The organism is Winogradskya humida (assembly GCF_016862215.1).
GTDB lineage: Bacteria > Actinomycetota > Actinomycetes > Mycobacteriales > Micromonosporaceae > Actinoplanes > Actinoplanes humidus.
Genome location: NZ_BOMN01000031.1, coordinates 17,537 through 37,344 on the forward strand (window position 1 = coordinate 17,537; position 19,808 = coordinate 37,344).

The window sequence follows — 19,808 nt, forward strand, 5'->3', positions numbered from 1 at the left end:
TCGGGACGTAAAGCCATTAGAGCATCGGCCAAAACAGCAAGTCGCTGAAATGCGGAAAAAGCCCCGATTGCGACGTTGACCATTATCCTTGCCGGGCCGGGCGGTTGCCGATCGCTACAGGGCGTGAACCACCCGGACGGGTCCTCGAGGCCGCCCACTAACCTTTCAAGCCATGGACGCCATCGACCTGCGCCTGATCGACCTGTTGCGGGACAACGCCCGCTCGTCCTACGCGGAGCTCGCCCGGCAAGTGGGCCTCTCCGCGCCGGCCGTGCACGAACGGGTCGGCAAGCTGGAAACCGCCGGAACCATCCGGGCATACCGCGCCGAAGTGGAGCCGGAGACGATCGGGCTCGGCGTCACCGCGCTGATCGGCATCATCGAGGACTCCGGTGCCGACACCGACGACGTGCTCGCCGCGCTGCGTGTCATGCCTGAGATCGAATCCTGTCATTTCATGGCGGGAGTGGAGTCGTACCAGCTCACCGTGCGGGTCGGCACCATCGCGGAATTGGAGCAGCTGATCGTGCGTATCAACCGGACCCCGGGCGTCGCCTCTACCCGCACCGCGATCGCGCTTTCCACAAAATGGGAGAACAGGCCCCAACCGGGGCGTGAGGTCGCGTGAAACCGGTCGACCGCGACTGGGAACGCAACGCGATCTCCCTCGTGGAGGCTGACGCCAATCGTTCCGCGGACACGCATCTGCTGCCGTTTCCGCTGCCATCCTCGTGGGGCGTCGACCTCTATCTCAAGGACGAATCCTCACACCCGACCGGGTCGCTCAAACACCGGTTGGCCCGCTCCCTTTTTCTGTACGCGCTCTGCAACGGCTGGATCGGCCCCGACACCCCGATCGTCGAGGCATCATCGGGCTCCACCGCCGTCAGTGAGGCGTACTTCGCACGGATGCTCGGCTGCGAGTTCATCGCCGTCATGCCCGCGTCCACATCGCCCGAGAAGATCTCGCTCATCGAGTTCCAGGGCGGCAAATGCCACCTGGTCGACGACTCCACCACCGTTGTGTCGACGGCTCGCGCCCTGGCCGGCGAGCTACGCGGGCATTTCATGGACCAATTCACGTACGCCGAACGCGCCACCGACTGGCGGGGAAACAACAACATCGCCGAGTCGATCTACGCCCAGCTGAGCCTCGAACGGCACCCGATCCCGGCGTGGGTCGTGGTCGGAGCCGGCACGGGCGGCACCAGCGCCACCATCGGGCGTTACGCGCGGTACCGCCGGTTCGACACGAGACTGTGTGTGGTCGATCCGGAGGGGTCCGCGTTCTGGCCGGCGTACCAGAATCAGGATTGGAATCTCTCAACCGGACGCAGCTCCCGCATCGAAGGGATCGGCCGGCCCCGGGTCGAACCGTCGTTCCAGCCCGCCGTGGTCGACCGGATGGTGCAGGTGCCGGATGCGGGGTCGCTGGCGGCCATGCGCGCGGGTTCGGCCGTGCTGGGGCGGCGCGTCGGGGGCTCCACCGGGACCAACCTGTGGGGAGCTTTCGGGCTGATCTCGGAGATGCGGGCGCAGGGGGTGCGCGGCTCGGTGGTGACGCTGATCTGCGACGGCGGCGAACGGTACGCGGATACGTACTACTCGGACGACTGGGTGGCCGCGCAGGGGCTGGAGCTCGCTGCCCCCGCGGCCATGATCAGCGATTTTCTGTCCACAGGGATCTGGCCGGGGGCAGCCTGACAGGTCGGGTTCGTGGGAGGATCGTCGCGCAAAGGGATTCACGTTTCGAGGAGCATTCGTGCGCGATGGCGATGACGTCACCAACCCTGTTCCTCAGCAGCGTGCGCCTTTTGTCGCGGCGCCCATCTTCTCCTCCGGGCCCGAATCTTCAGAGCCCGCCCCTTTCTCGGCTCCGGTCTCGCCTTCTGTCTCGGCCCCTGTCTCGCCTTCTGTCTCGGCTTCGCTCTCGGCTCCGGTCTCGGGTTTTGTCGAGGTGCCTGGGCCTGTTGAGTTGTACGAGATGCCGCCGCTCTCTCTCGCGCCGGGTGCGGTTCCGCTGCCGTTGCCCCCGGCACCCAGGCGCCGCCGTGGTCTGCTGATCGGTGGCATCATGGCGCTGATCGCGGCGCTGGCGGTGGCCGGCGGCGCGGTTTTCGTGGCCAACCGGGATTCCTTCGCGGCACCCGCGGAAGCCGCCGCACCCACCAAGACCCGGCCGCCGACGACGCTCGAGTCCGCGACCGCGGCGCTGAAGGCACAGGCTGCCGCCCTGATCCGCAACGACGAGAAGGCCTGGCTGGCGGCCGTCGACCCGGGGCAGGCGAAGCTGCGCGCCCGCTACAGGACGATGTTCCGGTCGCTGCGTTCCCTCGGCGTGAGCGCGTTCGACTATCGGGCGTTCCGCGACCCCGACGGCGCCGACACGGCCAAGGGCGTCGACCTGGATGCCACGATCAGCTACTGCTTCGCCGGCAACGTCTGCCCGGCCGACGTCGACGCCAAGCCGACGATCGCCGCGAAACTCAAGCTCAAACCGGTCGGCGGGCAGTGGGTGATCGCGTCCTCGGCGCCGACGAAGAGCGAGGACGACGCGCTGCCGACGCCATGGGAGAGCGGGGACCTCGTCTTCTCCAAGGGCAAGCGCGTCACCCTCGTGGCGCTGCCCAGCGAGAAGAAGTACTTCAAGAAGCTGCTGCCGATCGCCGAGGCCGCCGCGGTTGTCAACGACCGATTCGCCGGCATGGTGGGCAACCCGCAGAAGCGTTACCGGATCTACCTGGCCGGCGCCAAACAATGGACCCAGTGGTACGGCGGCATGGACGATAAATGGGTCATCGGCTACGCCATCCCCCTCAACGAGGCCGGCATGGACGTCGTGCTCAACATGCCCGAGCTGAAGTCCGACACCCGCCTGCTCGAAACGACGGTCCGGCACGAGCTCGGCCACGTGGTCACCCTCGGCGCTGCTGAGCGGACATCCTGGACAGCCGGCGACATGTGGCTCAAGGAAGGCATCGCCGAATACATCGGCTGGTATCCCCAGCCCGCCACGGCCAGCTGGCGCCGCTATTCGGTCAGCAAGGCGGTGCACGGCAGCAAACGCCCGAAGTCAATCGCCGTGAACGCACTGAAAGACAATGCCAGCGTCGAGGAGAGCGACGCTTTCTACGGCCTCGGCCACTTCGCCGCCGACTGCATGGCGAAGAAATACGGCCAGCAGGCGCTGTTCACGTTCGTCCGGCTTTATCTGCGCGAGGACAAGGACCTCGACCCGGCCTCCCGCGAAGCCTTCGGCAAGCCGTTCAGCACGGTCGACAAGACCTGCGTGGCGTGGATCCGCAGCAAGGCCTGACCTCGGTCACCGAAGCTTCGCCAGGCCGGGATAGTCGCGCACGAAACCTTCATCGTCGACGGTCAGGTCGGCGCTGAAAGTCTCACTTGCGAAACGTACGGTGCCCTCGCTCACCGCCGTGTAGATCTGATCCGCCTGGACGACCTCCAGGCTCGGCAGCAGCACCCAGGCGACACTGATCCGGTGCGCGATCCCGGGCTCGGCTTTGAGCAGTCCGAGCCGGCGGATCGGCAAGGTGTTCGTCAAGGGTGACCCGGTGAGGTCGACGTCGTACGCCCCGGCCAGAAGATCCGTGTCCTCGGTCCCGGGCAGCCCCGCGCCGGCGTGCCCGGCGGCGGTCAGCGCGGCGTCGAGATCACCCCGCTCGGAGGTGGTGACCCGCCACTGGCCGCCCGTGGACTCCATCCGAAGGGTCCGCCCCCACCCGCCGCCCTCGGTGCTGACCTCCAGCGACGTGGTCACCCAGGAAGGATCGGTCCGAAGCTCATAGCGGGCCGTGTAGCCGATCGGGTCCACCGCGAGCACGGTCCCGCGGGCGACGAGTCCCGTCCGCGAATCAACCAGGGCATGCTCGGCACCGACGGTGTCGCGGCGCTCCCAGAACAGCGAGGTGGGCAAGGCAACCATGCCCTGCCCATACCCCGATCCCGCCCGTCTAACGCAGGACGGCCCCCGGCGTGCTGCCGGAGGCCGTCCTGTGGATAACTCTGTGGATCAGCGCTCAGTGGCTGTGCCCAGCGCTTGGTACTTGAGGCTCAGCGCTTGGGTGCCCCGTGCTTGGTGCTTGGTGCCCCGTGCTTGGGTGCTTGGTGCTCAGTGGGTGTGCGCCGGGCGGCCCGTCTGGAAGCGGCCGTTGCCCTGCTCGTTGCGGCCACCCTCGCGGCGGAAGCCACCGGTCGGACGGTCGCTGATGTTGCGAGCCGGACGGTCACCGGTCGGACGGTCACCGTAGGTGCGCTCGCCGGTGGGGCGGTCGCTGTAGCTGCGGTCCCCCGCCGGGCGGTCGCTGTAGGTGCGCTCGCCGGCCGGACGGCCACCGTAGCCGCGGTCGCCTGACGGACGGTCACTGGCATTGCGGTCACCGTACGTGCGGTCACCCGCGGGACGGTCACTGTAGGTGCGCTGGGGGCGGTCGCCACCGAATGAACGGTCACGGTCGCCGTAGGGGCGCGCCGGGCGGTCGCCGTAGCTGCTGCTGCCGCCACGCTCGCCACCGCGGTCGCCGCCACGCGAGCGGTCGCCGTAGCCACCACGCTGGGGACGGTCACCGAACGAACGACGGGGGCGGTCGCCCCGCTCGTTGCGCTCCGGCTCGATCTTGACCGGGATGCCGCTGGGCTCGCGGGCACCGGTGATCTCGGCCAGGTTCTCGTCGCCCAGGCGGACCCGGACCTCGCCCGGCGTGACGCCGGCCTTCTGCATCATGGCCTGGGTGCTGCGACGCTGCTTCGGGAGAACCAGCGTCACGACCGCACCGGACTCGCCGGCACGCGCCGTGCGACCGGCACGGTGCAGGTAGTCCTTCGGGTCCTTCGGCGGGTCGACGTGCATGACCAGCGAGATGCCGTCGACGTGGATGCCGCGGGCGGCGACGTCGGTGGCGACCAGCACGTTGGTGCGGCCTTCCTTGAACTCCGCCAGCGTGCGGGTGCGGACCCGCTGGGTCTTGCCGCCGTGCAGAGCGCCGGCGCGGACACCGACCGCCGCGAGCTGCTCGACCAGCCGGTCGACGCCCATCTGGGTGCGGGCGAAGACGATGGTCTTGCCCTCCCGGTTGGCGATCCACGACGTGATCGGGAACTTGTCGTGCGGCGGGATCAGCAGCAGGTGGTGCTCCATGGTGGAGACGCTCGCCTCGGACGGGTCCGTGGAGTGCGTCACCGGGTCGTGCATGAAGCGCTTGACCAGCTGGTCGACGTCGCCGTCGAGGGTGGCCGAGAACAGCAGCCGCTGAGCGTTCGCCGGGGTCTTGGCGAGTAGCTCGGTGACCTCGGGCAGGAAGCCCATGTCAGCCATCTGGTCGGCCTCGTCGAGGACGGTCACCTCAACGCTGTCGAGCTTGCAGGCACCACGCTCGATCAGGTCGCCGAGGCGGCCCGGGGTGGCGACGATGACCTCGACGCCGCGGCGCAGCGCGTCCATCTGACGGTCATACGGCACGCCGCCGACGGCGGTCTTCAGGAAGACGCCGACCGAACGACCGAGCGGCATCAGCGCGTCGGCGACCTGCATCGCCAGCTCGCGCGTCGGCACCAGGATCAGGGCCTTGGGGTAGTGCGGCAGAGCGCGACCGCCCTGCGAGACCCGGGCCAGCAGCGGAAGGCCGAAGGCGAGGGTCTTGCCGGAGCCGGTCTGGCCACGGCCGAGCACGTCGCGACCGGCGAGTGCGTCGGGCATCGTCGCGGCCTGGATCTCGAACGGGGTGGTGATGCCTTCACGGCTGAGCACGCGAACAAGCTCGGGCTGAAGGCCGAGGTCGGCGAAGCTCTTGGTGGCCTCGACGATCTCGATCTCGGCAGCGTCCTCGGCAACCTCGGCGGTCACGGTCGTGTCGGCCGGAGTCTCAGCAGTCACGGTCGCGGTGTCCTCGGGGTTGGGGGCGTCGGCGGTCTGCGCGCCGGAAGTCTGGGGGGTCTCCACCTCGGTGGCAACGATCTCGACGTCTGCGGTCGTCGGGTCGGCAGCGGGGGAGTCGGACTGGTCGAAAACGGACGGGAACGTGCTGGGATCAGCGAAAGTGGTCAAGAGAACCTCTCTACGGGGGCGCATGCTCGCGAATGGCCCGCCGCGGCTATAAGGAGCTCGCCGCTGAATTGCCCGCAAGAACGCCCGTGGCGTGCGCCTCGTGGGCACGCCAGGTCAATTACTGTCATCAGTGTACGGGTCAACGTCGTGGACACTGCCCGCATTCCGCGCCGGTAGTGGGCAGACTCACCCTCGGCGCAATCCCGCCAGCTTAGGGGCACATGGCCCCCGCGACAACCGGTTACGAGAAAACTCCACCGATCATGTCGCTGAACGCATCGCCCACGGTGAAGAGGAAAGCCAGGCTCACACCGACCAGCACCAGCAGCACAACCACCATGGCCACGACCACCTTGACGTTGCCCTTCCGCTGCGTATCCGGGGTGTCCCGCCAGCCCTGAGCCAGGATGTGCCCGGTCAGCGAGCCGGAGTTCTCCACCGGGTTCATCGTCAGCGGCATCGTCATGTCAGCGGGCGCGTAATCCGCGAGGCCGCCGTACACGTGAGCATCGCCACGCTGCTGCGGCACCGACCCGTTTTGTCCGGAACCCGACCCGTACGTCGTCGACCCCCGGGAGGGGCCTCCACCCGGCCCGGACTGCTGTCCGAACGGCTGCCGAGAGCCGCCCGATGCATTTAACCCGAACGGAGCGGTCTCGTCCCCGGAGTGCCCCCCGGCCGCCGACAACGGCATGGTCCGATCGCCCGGCACGGACAGCCCCGCCGCCGAGATCGGCATAGTGGTGTCACCAGCCGCCGCGGCGGGCGGCAGCGCCATGGTCCGATCGGCCGCGGGCGTAGAGGACGCCGACGGCGGCAGCACAGAGGTGCGATCGGCGAAGTCCGCCGAGCTGCGCGACTGCTGCCCACTGCCCTGTCCGCTGCTCTGCCCACTGCCCTGTCCGCTGCTCTGCCCACTGCCCTGTCCGCTGCTCTGCCCGGCGGACTGTGCCGCGGTGAGTTGCGACCAGGCCGCAGCGGTCTCCTCGGCAGAGGGCACCGAGTTCCGGCTCGCCGGCGAGAACGGCCGACCCGACACCGGCGACGACGCGGGCCGGGCCGACGGCGCCGAATCAGCTCGCGGCTGGCCGAAAGGCGGCGCCGAGTTCGGGAAATCGGACGGCGTCGACGGGTAGTTCGCCGAGCTGGAACGGGCGGCCTGCCCCGGAGCCGAAAGCCCGGTAGCCGAGAACGGCATGGTCGCATCACCGGCCGGCGCATCACCGGCCGGCGCCGCACTGGCCGGCGACCCGGTGGGCGGAACCGTGTAGGAAGGCAGGCCGGACGGGCGGCTCGCGCTCGAAGGCAGCCCGGTGCCGTTGGCCGGGAAACCAGACCCGGAATCACCCGACGTCCCTGCCGTTTTTCCTGCCGACGTCGCCGGGAAAGCCGGCATCGGCGGGATCGGCGAAGGACCAGGACCGGGGGGTACGGGCGAAGGCGTCGGAACCGGCGGCACCGGCGACGGCCCGGGCCGCGGCGGCGCGGGAACCGGCTCAGGCATCGGTGGCACGGGCGACGGCCCGGGACCCGGGGGAAGCGGGCTCGGCGGGTTCGGGCTCGGCGGCACGGGCGACGGCCCAGGACCGGGCGGAAGCGGGCTCGGCGGGTTCGGGCCGGGCGGCACCGGCGACGGCCCAGGCCCCGGTGGGGTCGGCACGGGTGGGGTCGGCACGGGTGGGGTCGGCTCCGGTCGCTGTGGCTTCGGGGGCTCGGTCGGGTCCGGAGATTCCGGGTCCGGGCTGATCGGGTGCGGATGCCCCGGAGCGGGACTACCGGGCTCGGGCCGGGTCGGCTCGGGCTTCTCCGGCTGCGACCCCTCGGCATTCGGCTGTGAGGTCGACGGTTGAGAGGTCGACGGCTGGAGGATCGTTGGTTCGGAGGTTGCTGGTTCCGGGGCTGGGGCGGGGCGGGCGCCGTAGACCGAGCCGGTGGTCCGGGTTGTGGGGTTCTTCGACGCGGTTGCACCTGAGACCGGGTCGGCGGGAGATGGCGAAACCGGGGCGCCCGGGGCCGAAGCGGAGAGGGACAGGGCGGAGGACGCCGACGCCGGAAGTGTGGGGGCGGGCTTCGGTGCGGCGGGTGGCTTGGACATGCCCGCGAGGCTCGTCGGCCGGGAGGAGCCACTGGGGGGACGCGGCGAGCTCGTCGGGGCGTTCACGCGAGCTGAACCCGAGACAGGCGCGGAGCTCGAAACGCCAGCCGATCCGGAGACAGACACGGAGCCGGCAACGGTCGCTGACCCTGAGACGGGGGCCGAGCTACCAGCGTTGGCTGACCCCGAGGTGGGGGCCGAGCTACCAACGGCTGCTGACCCCGAGGTAGGGGCGGAGCTGGCGACAGCAGCTGACCCCGAGGTGGGGGCCGAGCTGGTTGACCCAGAGGTGGGGGCCGAGCTGGAAACGCTGGCTGACCCTGAGACGGGGGCCGAGCTACCAACGGCGGCTGACCCCGAGGTAGGGGTCGAGCTGGGCACGCGGGCGGAGCCTGACACCGGTGCCGAGCTGGGGGCCGGGTTGGGGGTGGCGCCTGTGGCGGGGGTGCCCCAGAGCGCTCCGGGGGCAGGGGGTGGCGGGAACTCGTACCCCTGATCGGATTGCGGCCGGGAGCCGGACGGTCCTGCAGCGGGTGGCTTCGTGCCGTCGCTGTCCGGATTCGTCTGCTGCTCGTCCATGGGTCCTCCCGATCGCCGCCACGTGGCGCGCCGACGTCAAATATCGGACGCCGGGCAAGCTGGATGCCGGGCGCTCGTCACTACCGTGCCACATGAGCGCTCATGTGCGCATCCGGCGTCAACCGGTCCGTACCTGAAGATCAGGTGTCTATTTGCTGCCTGACCAGCGGCAGTGTGGTCGGCCGATCAGCTCGATTGTTTTGCCTGCGCCGATTCGATGGCGGAGGCGGACGGCGATGTGGTCTTCGACTCGGAGGTCTCCGCCGACGGTGACTTCGTGGATTCGGAGCTGGCGGCCGGTGATGTGGTCTCCGACTCCTCCGGCGACGGCGCGGTGGTGGTCGGCGGCGTTGTCGTCGGAGGTGTGGTGGTCGGCGGGGTCGTGGTCGGCGGCGTCGTCGATGGTGACGTTGACGGCGGTGTGGTCGACGGTGACGTTGACGGCGTGGTCGGGGGCTTGCTGGTCTTGGTCGGCGTGGGCGACGTGCTCGGCTTCGTCGGGGTGGTCGACGGCGGCTTCGTCGGTGAGGTGGTCGGTGCGGGGGTGCCGGGCTTTGTCGGCGTGTGGTCGCTCGGGGTTTCCGGGTCGGCCGGGCCGAGGTCCGGGCCCTCGACCGCGCCGTCGACCGAGCCGTAGATGCGGGTCGCCGCGAAGAGCCGGGTCCAGCGGACGGGAGTGAGGCGCACGTCCAGGCCGGTGCGAGGTGCCTCGACCATCATGCCGTCGCCTGCGTACATGGCGACGTGGTGGATTTCGGTCCAGCTGTTTGACGAGCTGAAGAAGAGCAGGTCGCCGGGGAGCAGCGAGTAGCGGTCGACGGTCTTGTCGTTGGTCTGGTTGTACTGATCACGGGAGACCCGGACCAGTGGGAAGTTGCCCGCCTCAGCCGAGCGGTAGGCGTAATACATCAGCCCGGAGCAGTCGAACTGATTCGGGCCTTCCTCCGACCAGACGTACGGGTCGCCGCGCTGCGCCAGCGCGATCTTGAGCGCCGCCAGCGCGCGGGGGTCGGCGCCGCGGCCCTTGTCCTCGCCGGCGAGGTAGTCGGCGCCGACCGCGGCGTCCTGGGCTGCCTCGGCGGCGTCGGCCGCGTTGATCTCGGTGGCGTTGTCCTGCTCGAGCTTCTGCTGGGCGGCGCTCTTCTGGGTGAGCGTGGTCTGCTTCGCCGACTGGTCGGCGGTGCCCTGGGTCTGCCGTGCGAGGAGCGCCTGCTGCTCGAGCAGCGCGTTTTCATGCGCCGACTTGACGATGTCCAGCTGCCGGGCGGCGGCCTGCTGGCTCGCCGAGTCACCGCGCTGGATGCGGGCGAGGGAGTCGAGGTCCTGCAGCCCGGAGCCGAGCGCACCGGGTGGGAGGGCTGCCGCGTCACGTACTGAAGTGGCTGCTGCGGCCCGGACCTCAGCCTCCGCCTGGGTCATGGCGGTCTGGGTGTCGGTGACCTTGGTGGTGGCCGTGGTGAGCTGCTGCGTGACGAGGGTGAGATCTTCCTGGAGCTTGGCGAGCTCCTCGCCCATCCGGGCGATCTCCGTGCGACCGGCCTCGATCTTCTTCAGCGTGGGGCTCGTCACCAGGCCGGTGGAGATCGGGGTGGTCGTCGACGGGGTGGTGCTGCTGGCCTGCTCGCCGGGCATCGTGATGGTGCCGCCGGCGGCGAACGGGTTGGTGCCGGTGTCGGGGACAGCGCCGGGGATGGCCGGTGGTGTGGTCGGGGCGGCGAGCGCGGGCACGGGGTTGAACAGCGCAGCGATGGCCGCAGCGGTAGCCGCGGACAGCGCCAGGGGCCGCCACCAGGGGCGCACGCGAGTCGCGATGCCGCGTCGGCCCAGCCACTTGATCGCCATGAGCTCCCTGCCCGAAAACCGGCAGCCGACCGGCACGGTCGGCCACATAAAGGTCTTACCCCAACACCTGTACCGCTGTCGATTGATTCAACATGAAAGGACCCTGAGAATCCTGCCCTACTTACGTGACCTGCGCCGCCCATCGAGGTCCGGGACCATGTTTCTGTCGGAGGTAGGACGTAGGCTCGATCCACCGGTTCCACCGCGATCGTGGATCGGACCGTGAGCGTGAGAAGGGGACCGGATGGACGTCGGATTGAAGCGCGAGCTCGAGGCCAAGGTCTATGCCGGCGAGCGGCTGACCCGCGAGGACGGCATCGCCCTCTACGACTCCGACGATCTCGCCTGGCTGGGGCGCCTCGCGCACCACAAGCGCACCGAGATGAACGGCGACCGGGTGATGTTCAACGTCAACCGGCACCTCAACCTCACCAACGTCTGCTCCGCCAGCTGCGCATACTGCTCGTTCCAGCGCAAGCCGGGCGAAAAGGACGCGTACACGATGCGCATCGACGAGGCCGTCCGCAAGGCCAAGGAGATGGAGGACGAGCAGCTCACCGAGCTGCACATCGTCAATGGCCTGCACCCGACGCTGCCCTGGCGCTACTACCCCAAGGTGCTGCGCGAGCTGAAGGCGGCGCTGCCGAACGTCAAGCTCAAGTGCTTCACCGCGACCGAGGTGCAGTGGTTCGAGAAGATCAGCGGCCTGGGGGCCAGCGAGATCCTCGACGAGCTGATGGACGCGGGCATGGAGTCGCTGACCGGTGGTGGCGCCGAGATCTTCGACTGGGAGGTCCGTCAGCACATCGTCGACCACAACACCCACTGGGAAGACTGGTCGCGGATCCACCGGCTCGCCCACGAGAAGGGCATGAAGACCCCCTCGACGATGCTCTACGGCCACATCGAGGAGCCGCGGCACCGGGTCGACCACGTCATGCGCCTGCGCGAGCTGCAGGACGAGACGGGCGGCTTCGCGGTCTTCATCCCGCTGCGCTACCAGCACGACTTCGTCGACTCCGCGGACGGCAAGATCCGTAACCGCATCCAGGCGCAGACCACGATGGCGGCCCCGGCCGAGTCGCTGAAGACGTTCGCGGTCTCCCGGCTGATGTTCGACAACGTCCCGCACGTCAAATGCTTCTGGGTCATGCACGGCCTGTCGGTCGCCCAGCTCTCGCTCAACTTCGGCGTCGACGACCTGGACGGCTCGGTCGTGGAATACAAGATCACCCACGACGCCGACTCCTACGGCACCCCCAACACGATGCACCGCAGCGACCTGCTCGACCTGATCTGGGACGCCGGCTACCAACCGGTGGAGCGCAACACCCGCTACGAGATCGTCCGGGAGTACGACAAGCCGATCTCCCTCGCCGAGCGCCGCAGCGAACCCCAGCAGGTCTGGGCCTGACGCGGAAGCAACACTGGCGCTGCCACTCGCGACATGGTGGCGCCAGGGCTCGCGTCGCGATGGACTTCGGGCCGGTTCGCGTCGCGATGGACTTCGGGCCGGTTCGCGTCGCGATGGACTTCGGGCCGGCTCGTGCCGCGATGGACTTCGGGCCGGCTGGCGCTGGGCAGGGGCTGACGGGGCTGGTGGGGGGCGGCGTACCCTTTGGGGGTCATGGCCGAGACTGAGAGTGCGCGTCGACCGCGCCGGGATGCGGATGGTCGGTTGGCGTCCGTTCAGGATCTGCTCGGGGTTGCGCTGGCCGGGCTGGTGTCGGGTCTGGTCATTCTGTTGATCTTCGAGGGCGCGATGTCGCTGGTGCGGGCGTCCGAGTTCGGGGATGCCAGCGGGTGGATCGCGATCGTGCTGCCCGTGTGGCTGTTCACCGAGGAGTTCCGGGCGGCGGGGTTCGGGGCTTACCGGATCATTGTCGCGGTGCTCGCGGCAGGGTTCGGGGTTGCGGTCGGGATGACGCTGGCCGGGCTTACGGCGCCGATTTTTCCCAACCTTGTCAGCGGGGGCGTCGGGGCGCTCGGGCTGACGGTTGTCTACTGCGTGGTCTGGTTCTACGGCCTGCGGTGGTTGAGCCACCGTGTGGGCTGACAGGAGTTCGTGATGAGTCCCGCCGTCAAGTACACGCTCGGCCGCCTCGGCCTGTTCGTCGTGGTGTTCGGGCTACTTACGCCGGTGCCGCTGAATTTCCTGGTAAAGGCGATGATCGCGTTGCTCGCGTCTGCCGCTTTTTCGTACTTTCTGCTCGCCAAGTGGCGCAACGAGATGGCCGAGCAGCTCGGCACGGTCGCGGAGCGGCGCACGGCGGAGAAGGAACGTCTGCGGGCCGCGCTCGCCGGTGATGAAGCCGCCGCAGCCGCAGGCGACCGCGCTGCCGAGCCGGCGCCAACGGCCGACAAAAACGACAAACTTGAAGCCACGCCGACCAATAGAGCCGAAGCCGCGCCGGCCGGCAACAACGAAGCCACGCCCGGCAGTAAAAGCTGAGCGGCTGACGCCGAGCCCCACAACCTGAGCAGCGGACGCCACGCCCGGCAGTAAAAGCCGAGCGGTCGACGCCGAGCCGCACAGCCTGAGCCGTGCGACCTGAGCTGGGCCGTGGGGGCATCACGCCGGGGTATGGGGCAGATTGACATATTGGCAAGCGTCGATGCGTGATGGTGTGGTGACGGGGATGGAACTCCTCTGACACCCCCCGGAGGTCGTTCGTGAGACGACGACGCGTCACCGGTCTGGTTGCCGCCGCTACAGCCGGTCTGGCCCTGATCGCAGCATCCACGACCCAGCCCGCAGCCGCCGAGCCGACCCCGGGCGCGGGTACGAGCGCAGCGGCGGGCAGCTCAGCAGCGTACGAAATCTATGATGTCCGGACGCTCGACCAGCGCAACCTGATCGCCGGCACCGGTGTTTCGATCGACGGCATTGAACACGCAGTGGTCGAGGTAACCGCCACGCTCAGTGAGGTCCGGACGTTGCGGGCGCTCGGCTTCACCGTGCAGAAGGTGGATGACGTTTCCATCCTGGACTTCCCGAGCCGGGATGCGGCGTACCACAACTACGCGGAGATGATCGCCGACGTCAACTCGGTGGTGGCGCAGTATCCGGGTATTGCCAGCAAGCGCGTGCTGGGTAAGACGTACGAGGGCCGGGACATCGTGGCCGTGAAGATCTCGGACAACGTCGGGACGGATGAGAGCGAGCCCGAGGTCCTCTACGACGCGAATCATCATGCGCGTGAGCATTTGACGGTGGAGATGGCCCTCTACCTGCTGAAGCTCTACACGGGCAGCTACGCGAGCGACAGCCGGGTCAAGAGCGTCGTGGACAGTCGCGAGATCTGGATCATTCCGTCGGTCAACCCGGACGGTGCGGAGTACGACATCGCGACGGGCAGTTACCGGTCGTGGCGTAAGAATCGCCAGCCCAACAGCGGTTCGTCGTACGTGGGGACCGACCTGAACCGCAACTACGGCTACAACTGGGGCTGCTGCGGGGGTTCCTCGGGCAGCACGTCGTCGGAGACCTACCGCGGCACGGCTGCGTTCTCCGCGCCGGAGACCAAGGTGGTGCGCGACTTCGTGCTCAGCCGGGTCGTGGGCGGCGTCCAGCAGATCAAGGCGGCGATGGACTTCCACACGTACTCAGAGCTGGTCCTTTGGCCTTTCGGGTATACCAATTCCCCCACCGGGACCGGCATGACGGCCGATCAGAACAACACGTTCGCGACGCTGGGCCGGCAGATGGCGGCGACGAACAACTACACGCCGGAGCAGTCCAGCGCTCTCTACATCACCGACGGTGATCTGCTCGACTACCTCTGGGGTACGCACAAGATCTTCGCCTACACCTTCGAGATGTACCCGACCAGTTCGTCGGGCGGCGGCTTCTATCCGCCGGGCAGCGTGATCACCCGGGAGACGACCCGCAACAAAGAGGCCGCACTGCTGCTGGCAGAAACGGCTGACTGCCCCTACAAGGTGATCGGGAAGCAGTCGCAGTACTGCTGACAGGTTGCACGCGGTACTGCTGACAGGTTGCACGCGAGTGGCTACCTGTCGTAGCTTCAGGGCTATGACAGGTAGTCACCGCCGTGCCTAAGGCCGGCCTGAACCGCGACGCCGTGGTGGACCTGGCGCTCGCCCTGGTCGACGAGAAAGGGCTCGACGCGCTCAGCCTCGCAGCGGTCGCGGAACGCGCGGGAGTCGCCTCGCCGTCGCTGTACAAGCATGTGGGCAGCCTCGCGGTGCTACGCGACCTGATGTCGACTCGGATCATGCGCAGGATGACGCACGCGGCAAGCGCCGCAGCCCTCGGTCTCAGCCGGGACGACGCCGTCGCCGCCCTGATGCGCGAATACCGCGCCTTCGTCCTGGCACACCCCGGCTGGTACGCGCTTCTGCCCCTGGACCCGCTGCACACTCCCGCGGAATCGGCGGAAGTGGCCGAGGCGGCCATGGAATTCCTGCAGGTCTTCATCTCCGTACTGCGCGGCTACGGGCTCGACGAATCCCAGTCCATCCATGCGATGCGGCGACTCCGGGCTGCGGTGCACGGCTTTGCCGCCCTGCAATCGGGCGGCGGCTTCGGCATGGCCGAGAACATCGACACCAGTTACGACCAGCTCATCGACATGGTCATAGCGAGCCTGCCGAGATAGGGGCCTCAGCCCGCCTGGAGGATCGAGAACATGCCGCCCTGCGGGTCCTGGATCATCGAGTAGCGCCCGATGGGCAGGTCCACGGGCGGTGTGACGAGACGCCCACCCAGCGACTGGGCGTAGCCCGCGGAGTCGTCGCAGTCGATGACCGCGAACGAGATCATCCAGTGTGGCGGAAGGTCGTGCGGCCACGCGTGGTCCATCGGCTGCAGGCCGGCGATTGTCTGGCCGCGGTGCTCCCACACGATGTAGTCGCCGGCGTTGCTCTCGCGGGCGACCCAGCCGAAGACCTCGCCGTAGAAAGCGGCCGAGCCCTCGACGTCCCGGGTGATCAGTTCGTTCCAGGTCAGGGCGCCCGGGAGGTCGAAGACGTCGGCGCCCTTCATGGTGCCGGACTGCCACACGCTGAACGGTGCCCCGGACTGGTCGAGGAACGCCGCCATCCTGCCCTGGTACATCACGTCGAACGGTGGCACCAGCACCTTGCCGCCGGCCGCCTCGACCCGCAGCGCGACCGAGTCGGCGTCGTCCGTGGCTATGTACGTGCTCCACGCCGTCTGCTGTCCCTCACCGAACAGCGGCCCGGCCCCCGCGGTGGCCCGCCCGTCGAGGTAGAACGTCGTGTAGCCGCCGTACTCCTCGCCGGAGATCTCGGCCTCCCAGCCGAACAGCTGCGTGTAGAACCGGATCGCGTCGCCGAGGTCGGAGGTGCCCAGATCCACCCAGTTCGGGACCCCGGGCATCGGTTCGGTCATGACCTCGCTCCTTCAGGCATACGGGGCTCCTCCCGGCATGCGGGGGTGAACGGGTAGATCGTCGCACCACGATGCGAGCCCGAGGGCGGCTCAGTCGGAAGTTAAACCGAACCGCCGATTCGTACACCCCAAGCCTAAGATCATTCCCTGTGCGGGATCTGACGCTACGACCAGCCGAAATGGGCGAGTTGCCCGCCGTCCTGAGGTTCTGGCTGGCGGCTGCCGAGAACGACAGCCGCCCGCCCGACACCCCGGCGGCGCTTGCGGCGATCCACCAGCGTGACCCGGAAGCGCTGATCCTGGCGGTCGACGGCGGGGAGATCGTCGGGACGGTCATCGCGGGCTGGGACGGCTGGCGCTGCCACCTCTACCGGCTCGCCGTGGACCCGTCGCGCCGCCGGGCGGGCATCGGCCGCGCGCTCATCAACGCGGCCGAGCAGCGCTTCCGTGACCTGGGCGGCAGCCGCGCCGACGCCATGGTCCTCGACGACAACGCGGCCGCCCACGGCATCTGGGCCGCCAACGGCTACCACCAGCAGCCGGAATGGTCCCGCTGGGTGAAGAAGCTCTAGAGAGGCGACGGCAGGGGTTCGGCGTGGATCACGGAAAGCCCCGACACCGCACGGGTCAGGACCACGTAGAGCCGGTGCAGCCCGCGTGGCTCGGCCGCCACGATCTCGGCCGGCTCCACGACGACCACATGGTCGTACTCGAGGCCCTTCACGATGGTGGCGGGCACCACCGTGACGCGTGCCTCAGAGTCGACATCCTCGGGGGTCGCGGCTTCCAGCCCGGCGGCTCGCAGATGCGCGCGCACCCGCTCCACCGAAGCGTCGGCGGCGATGACGGCGACGGAACCCTCGTGCTCCAGCGCCGCGGTCACCTCGACCAGCATCGCGGCGTCAACCTCGGCTGCGTCGTGCACGGCCACCATCGCCAGGTCACCGTCCCGGCGCAGGGAAACGGCCTCCGGCACGTCAACCCCGAGCGCCGGCAACAGCTTGTTCGCCAAGGCCACCACCACGTCGGGCACTCGGAAACCGACCGTCAACGGCACCACCGCAGCCCCCGCCTTACCCAGGTGCTCCAACGTGTCCTGCCACCGCGCGGCAGCCCACGGCGCGGTCCCCTGCGCGAGATCCCCAAGCAGCGTGATCGAACCGTGCTCGCTGCGCCGGGCGATCGCCCTGGCCTGCATCGGTGACAGGTCCTGCGCCTCGTCGACGACTACATGCCCGAAGCTCGACTCCCGCTCCAGCAGCCCGGCGGCCTCGTCCAGCAACAGCAGGTCGGCGGCGCTGAACCGGGCCGACTTCGCGGTCTTCGGCACCTTCGCCCACACCAGCGTGGCCTGCTCCTCGGCGGTCAGGATGCCCTCGGCGGAGGCCGCCAGCAGGTCGGCGTTCGTGAGCAGATCGACCACCAGCGCCTCGGGGGTCACCGCGGGCCAGGCGGCGTCGAGGAATTCGCGTACGGCCGCGATCTTCGCCATTTTCTTCAGCCACGTCTCGTTTGGCGAGTTGCCGGTGCGGTACTCCGACTGCCGTTGCAACAGGGCGACCACGCGCGCCCGCACCCGATCCCGGCCCACCGCATACGGCAGGTCCTCCCGGCGGGCCTCGTCGACAATCCGGCGCAACGGCTCGGTGTCGATGCGCCACCGGTAGGAACCGTCCGAAACCATGATCGGCACGGTCGGCTTGGCCAGCCGCCCCCACAGGGCCCGATGCAACACCGCGGCCATCCGAGGATCGTGTTTCAGCAGGACGGCCGCCTCACTGTCCAACCCTTTGACGGGTACGCGGGAAATGAGCCCGTCCACCGTGGACTGCTTGACTTCCACCTCGCCAAGGGCAGGAAGAACCGCCGAAATGTACGACAGGAACGCGGTGTTCGGCCCGATGATGAGGACTCCTGTGCGACGGAGTCGTTCGCGGTGGGCGTACAGAAGGAATGCGGCCCTGTGCAGACCCACCGCGGTCTTGCCGGTCCCGGGCGCGCCCTGCACGCAGATGGACGTCTCCAGATCGGCCCGGACCAGCTCGTCCTGCTCGGGCTGGATCGTCGCCACGATGTCTCGCATCGGCCCGACCCTGGGCCGCTCGATCTCCGCCGTCAGAATGCGGCTGCTCGTGCCGAGCTCCTCACCGCGGTCCAGGTGCTCATCCTCGAAGCTGGTCAGCTCGCCCTTCACAAAGCCGAACCGGCGCCGGACCGCGACACCCTGCGGATCCTTCACGCTGGCCTGGTAGAACGACTGCGACAGCGGCGCCCGCCAGTCGAGAACCATCGGCTCCCCGGCATCATCGGTCACATGCCGGCGCCCGATGTGGTACGCCGTCTCCGCAACATCAAGCTTGCCGAAGAACAACGGCGTCGTCGGATCATCGGCCAGATCCGCGACCCGCCGCATCAGAGCCCGCCCCAGCGTCTCCGCGGCGAACGGGTCCCCGGCGACATCGGAGGCGGAGGAGAACAGCGACTCGGCACGCCCGCGCATACGCCCCAGCGCGGCACGGGAGTCGACGAGATGACGGCGTTCGGCGGCTAAATCATCATCGAGATCGGTATGGGCAGGCAGCGTCATCCGAGGAACCTTTCGGCATCGGTATCTGATGGTTCAGCTGACCTGGGCCGCCCGGCGCTCCGTCAAGGTGCGGTGTCGGCAGTGCCCGGTTACGAGAAAGCGCGCGTTCCCCGCGGGCGAGCCCACCAGCCTACGCCGCCCACACCCTCCCCAGCGATCCATTTACCTTCCCTTGCTCCGCGACAACCCTTCGTGTTAAGAATATTATTAAGTGAGGGGGCGCCCGCGTTGGAGATCTTTCTGAACGAGCTCTATGAGTCCGACTTGGCTGAGCGCGAATCACTGGACGGAGGTCAGCGATGAGTGGTGTCAAGCGGTGGCGGGATACGGATCATCTTGCTCGTGCCGTGGAGACGGCTGGAGGGCCGGCGGGGTTCGAGGCCGGGGCCGGCAAGATGGTGGATGAAGCTCGCGGGTGGCGTCTCGGGGAGCTGCGTAAGCGGCGGGAGATGACGCAGGAGCAGGTGGCCTCGCGGATGGGGATCTCGGTTGCCAGGGTTTCCCAGATCGAATCCGGGGATGTTTCGACCCGGGACGTTCTCAGTCGCTACATCTCCGCGCTCGGCGGGACCCTGATGCTCATTGCCGATTTCGGCGATGAGCAGCTCAAAGTGGCGTAGCCCCGGGTCGGGGCCGGGGCGGAGCGCGGGATCATTCTGGGATGGCTGAGCAGCAGCGGAGTTCGCGCATTACCGATCCGAAGGTTATGCGGGCGCTGGCGCATCCGGCGCGGATCTCGATTTTGGAGTATCTGACGAGTACGGGTGATGTGGTGACCGCTACGCAGTGTGCGGATCTGGTGGGGTTGTCGCCGAGTGCGACGAGTTATCACCTTCGGGAGTTGGCGAAGGTGGGGCTGGTGGAGCAGGCGCCCAGCCGGGGGGATGGGCGGGAGCGGGTCTGGCAGAGCAGGGCCCGTGGGGTGTCCATCGATGCCGATTTTGATGAGCCCGAGAGTGTGGCTGCCGAGCGGGCGCTGGTTGATGTGTGGGTGGCTCGGAGTGCCGCCAAGTTGCAGGAGTGGTGGGAGCGGCAGGGGGCGGAGCCGCGGGAGTGGCGGGAGGCTGCTCAGCTGAACCTGCCCACGCTGTTGGTGACCCTCGAGGAGTTGACGGCGATCAACGCACAGGTCAAGACGCTGATCGAGCCTTATCTGCGGCGGGAGCGCAATGCCGACCCGCCGCCCGGAGCGCGCGTGGTGGCTCTGCAATATGCGGCGTTCCCGACGGATGAGGCGCCGAAGGAGTAGTCGCGGACCTCTTGCGTA

At 68.5% G+C, this 19,808-nt stretch carries 18 protein-coding genes and 1 pseudogene; 13 read left to right on the forward strand and 6 right to left on the reverse strand.

Annotation, left to right across the window (positions count from 1 at the left end; all coding sequences use genetic code 11):
* Positions 1-172 precede the first annotated feature (172 nt).
* From Ahu01nite_RS13340 to Ahu01nite_RS13350, 3 genes are all read left to right on the forward strand, one after another.
* Entirely contained in the window at positions 173-628 is a 456-nt protein-coding gene (locus Ahu01nite_RS13340; protein WP_203836808.1) for an Lrp/AsnC family transcriptional regulator, read from the forward strand.
* Positions 625-1,704 (forward strand): L-cysteine desulfhydrase Cds1, encoded by a 1,080-nt coding sequence (gene cds1 / locus Ahu01nite_RS13345; RefSeq protein WP_203836809.1) that lies wholly within the window; start codon positions 625-627, stop codon positions 1,702-1,704. Before Ahu01nite_RS13340 ends, cds1 begins: the two co-directional genes overlap by 4 nt.
* 280 nt (positions 1,705-1,984) lie before the next feature.
* Positions 1,985-3,316: a gluzincin family metallopeptidase gene (locus Ahu01nite_RS13350; RefSeq protein WP_203836810.1), complete on the forward strand. Its 1,332-nt coding sequence runs from the start codon at positions 1,985-1,987 to the stop codon at positions 3,314-3,316.
* A 6-nt stretch (positions 3,317-3,322) separates the two neighbouring features.
* Here Ahu01nite_RS13350 and Ahu01nite_RS13355 read toward each other — a convergent pair whose 3' ends face one another.
* The 3 genes from Ahu01nite_RS13355 to Ahu01nite_RS13365 form a co-directional block, all read right to left on the reverse strand.
* A complete protein-coding gene (locus Ahu01nite_RS13355; protein ID WP_203836811.1) occupies positions 3,323-3,943 on the reverse strand; it encodes a putative glycolipid-binding domain-containing protein in 621 nt (206 codons plus the stop codon).
* Positions 3,944-4,129: 186 nt separating this feature from the next.
* The gene (locus Ahu01nite_RS13360) at positions 4,130-6,061 is read right to left on the reverse strand and encodes a DEAD/DEAH box helicase (protein ID WP_344572109.1); all 1,932 of its coding nucleotides are present in this window, start codon (positions 6,059-6,061) and stop codon (positions 4,130-4,132) included.
* A gap of 241 nt (positions 6,062-6,302) precedes the next feature.
* Positions 6,303-6,590 (reverse strand): hypothetical protein, encoded by a 288-nt coding sequence (locus Ahu01nite_RS13365; RefSeq protein WP_203836812.1) that lies wholly within the window; start codon positions 6,588-6,590, stop codon positions 6,303-6,305.
* A 163-nt stretch (positions 6,591-6,753) separates the two neighbouring features.
* On the opposite strand from Ahu01nite_RS13365, the gene Ahu01nite_RS13370 reads away from it, so the two are divergent.
* Both Ahu01nite_RS13370 and Ahu01nite_RS13375 read left to right on the forward strand, forming a co-directional pair.
* Positions 6,754-7,197, forward strand: coding sequence for a hypothetical protein (locus tag Ahu01nite_RS13370; protein ID WP_203836813.1), 444 nt, complete (start codon positions 6,754-6,756; stop codon positions 7,195-7,197).
* Between the two features lie 795 nt (positions 7,198-7,992).
* Entirely contained in the window at positions 7,993-8,652 is a 660-nt protein-coding gene (locus Ahu01nite_RS13375) for a hypothetical protein (RefSeq protein WP_203836814.1), read from the forward strand.
* A gap of 269 nt (positions 8,653-8,921) precedes the next feature.
* Here Ahu01nite_RS13375 and Ahu01nite_RS13380 read toward each other — a convergent pair whose 3' ends face one another.
* Positions 8,922-10,577: a C40 family peptidase gene (locus Ahu01nite_RS13380; RefSeq protein ID WP_203836815.1), complete on the reverse strand. Its 1,656-nt coding sequence runs from the start codon at positions 10,575-10,577 to the stop codon at positions 8,922-8,924.
* A 244-nt stretch (positions 10,578-10,821) separates the two neighbouring features.
* On the opposite strand from Ahu01nite_RS13380, the gene mqnE reads away from it, so the two are divergent.
* The 5 genes and pseudogenes from mqnE to Ahu01nite_RS13405 all read left to right on the forward strand — a co-directional run bounded on the left by mqnE (position 10,822) and on the right by Ahu01nite_RS13405 (position 15,199).
* Positions 10,822-11,991: an aminofutalosine synthase MqnE gene (gene mqnE, locus Ahu01nite_RS13385; RefSeq protein WP_203836816.1), complete on the forward strand. Its 1,170-nt coding sequence runs from the start codon at positions 10,822-10,824 to the stop codon at positions 11,989-11,991.
* A gap of 264 nt (positions 11,992-12,255) precedes the next feature.
* On the forward strand, positions 12,256-12,633 hold the full coding sequence (locus Ahu01nite_RS13390; protein WP_239158819.1) for a hypothetical protein: 378 nt from the start codon (positions 12,256-12,258) through the stop codon (positions 12,631-12,633).
* 12 nt (positions 12,634-12,645) lie between these two features.
* Positions 12,646-13,029, forward strand: coding sequence for a DUF4229 domain-containing protein (locus Ahu01nite_RS50350; protein WP_239158820.1), 384 nt, complete (start codon positions 12,646-12,648; stop codon positions 13,027-13,029).
* Between the two features lie 221 nt (positions 13,030-13,250).
* Positions 13,251-14,546 (forward strand): annotated as a pseudogene (locus tag Ahu01nite_RS13400) (M14 family metallopeptidase); the annotation flags it as partial.
* 86 nt (positions 14,547-14,632) lie between these two features.
* Entirely contained in the window at positions 14,633-15,199 is a 567-nt protein-coding gene (locus tag Ahu01nite_RS13405; RefSeq protein ID WP_203836819.1) for a TetR/AcrR family transcriptional regulator, read from the forward strand.
* A 5-nt stretch (positions 15,200-15,204) separates the two neighbouring features.
* Here Ahu01nite_RS13405 and Ahu01nite_RS13410 read toward each other — a convergent pair whose 3' ends face one another.
* A complete protein-coding gene (locus Ahu01nite_RS13410) occupies positions 15,205-15,954 on the reverse strand; it encodes a VOC family protein (RefSeq protein WP_203836820.1) in 750 nt (249 codons plus the stop codon).
* Between the two features lie 71 nt (positions 15,955-16,025).
* Here Ahu01nite_RS13410 and Ahu01nite_RS13415 point away from each other — a divergent pair, with 71 nt between their 5' ends.
* Positions 16,026-16,526: a GNAT family N-acetyltransferase gene (locus Ahu01nite_RS13415; RefSeq protein WP_203836821.1), complete on the forward strand. Its 501-nt coding sequence runs from the start codon at positions 16,026-16,028 to the stop codon at positions 16,524-16,526.
* Here the strand turns inward: Ahu01nite_RS13415 and Ahu01nite_RS13420 are convergent.
* A complete protein-coding gene (locus tag Ahu01nite_RS13420; protein WP_203836822.1) occupies positions 16,523-18,541 on the reverse strand; it encodes a HelD family protein in 2,019 nt (672 codons plus the stop codon). The two genes, Ahu01nite_RS13415 and Ahu01nite_RS13420, sit on opposite strands and share 4 nt — an antisense overlap.
* Positions 18,542-18,840: 299 nt before the next feature.
* Between Ahu01nite_RS13420 and Ahu01nite_RS13425 the strand changes: the two genes are divergently transcribed.
* Both Ahu01nite_RS13425 and Ahu01nite_RS13430 read left to right on the forward strand, forming a co-directional pair.
* Complete coding sequence (locus Ahu01nite_RS13425) at positions 18,841-19,161, forward strand: helix-turn-helix domain-containing protein (RefSeq protein ID WP_203836823.1); 321 nt, start codon at positions 18,841-18,843, stop codon at positions 19,159-19,161.
* 41 nt (positions 19,162-19,202) lie between these two features.
* Positions 19,203-19,790: an ArsR/SmtB family transcription factor gene (locus Ahu01nite_RS13430; protein WP_203836824.1), complete on the forward strand. Its 588-nt coding sequence runs from the start codon at positions 19,203-19,205 to the stop codon at positions 19,788-19,790.
* Positions 19,791-19,808 lie beyond the last annotated feature (18 nt).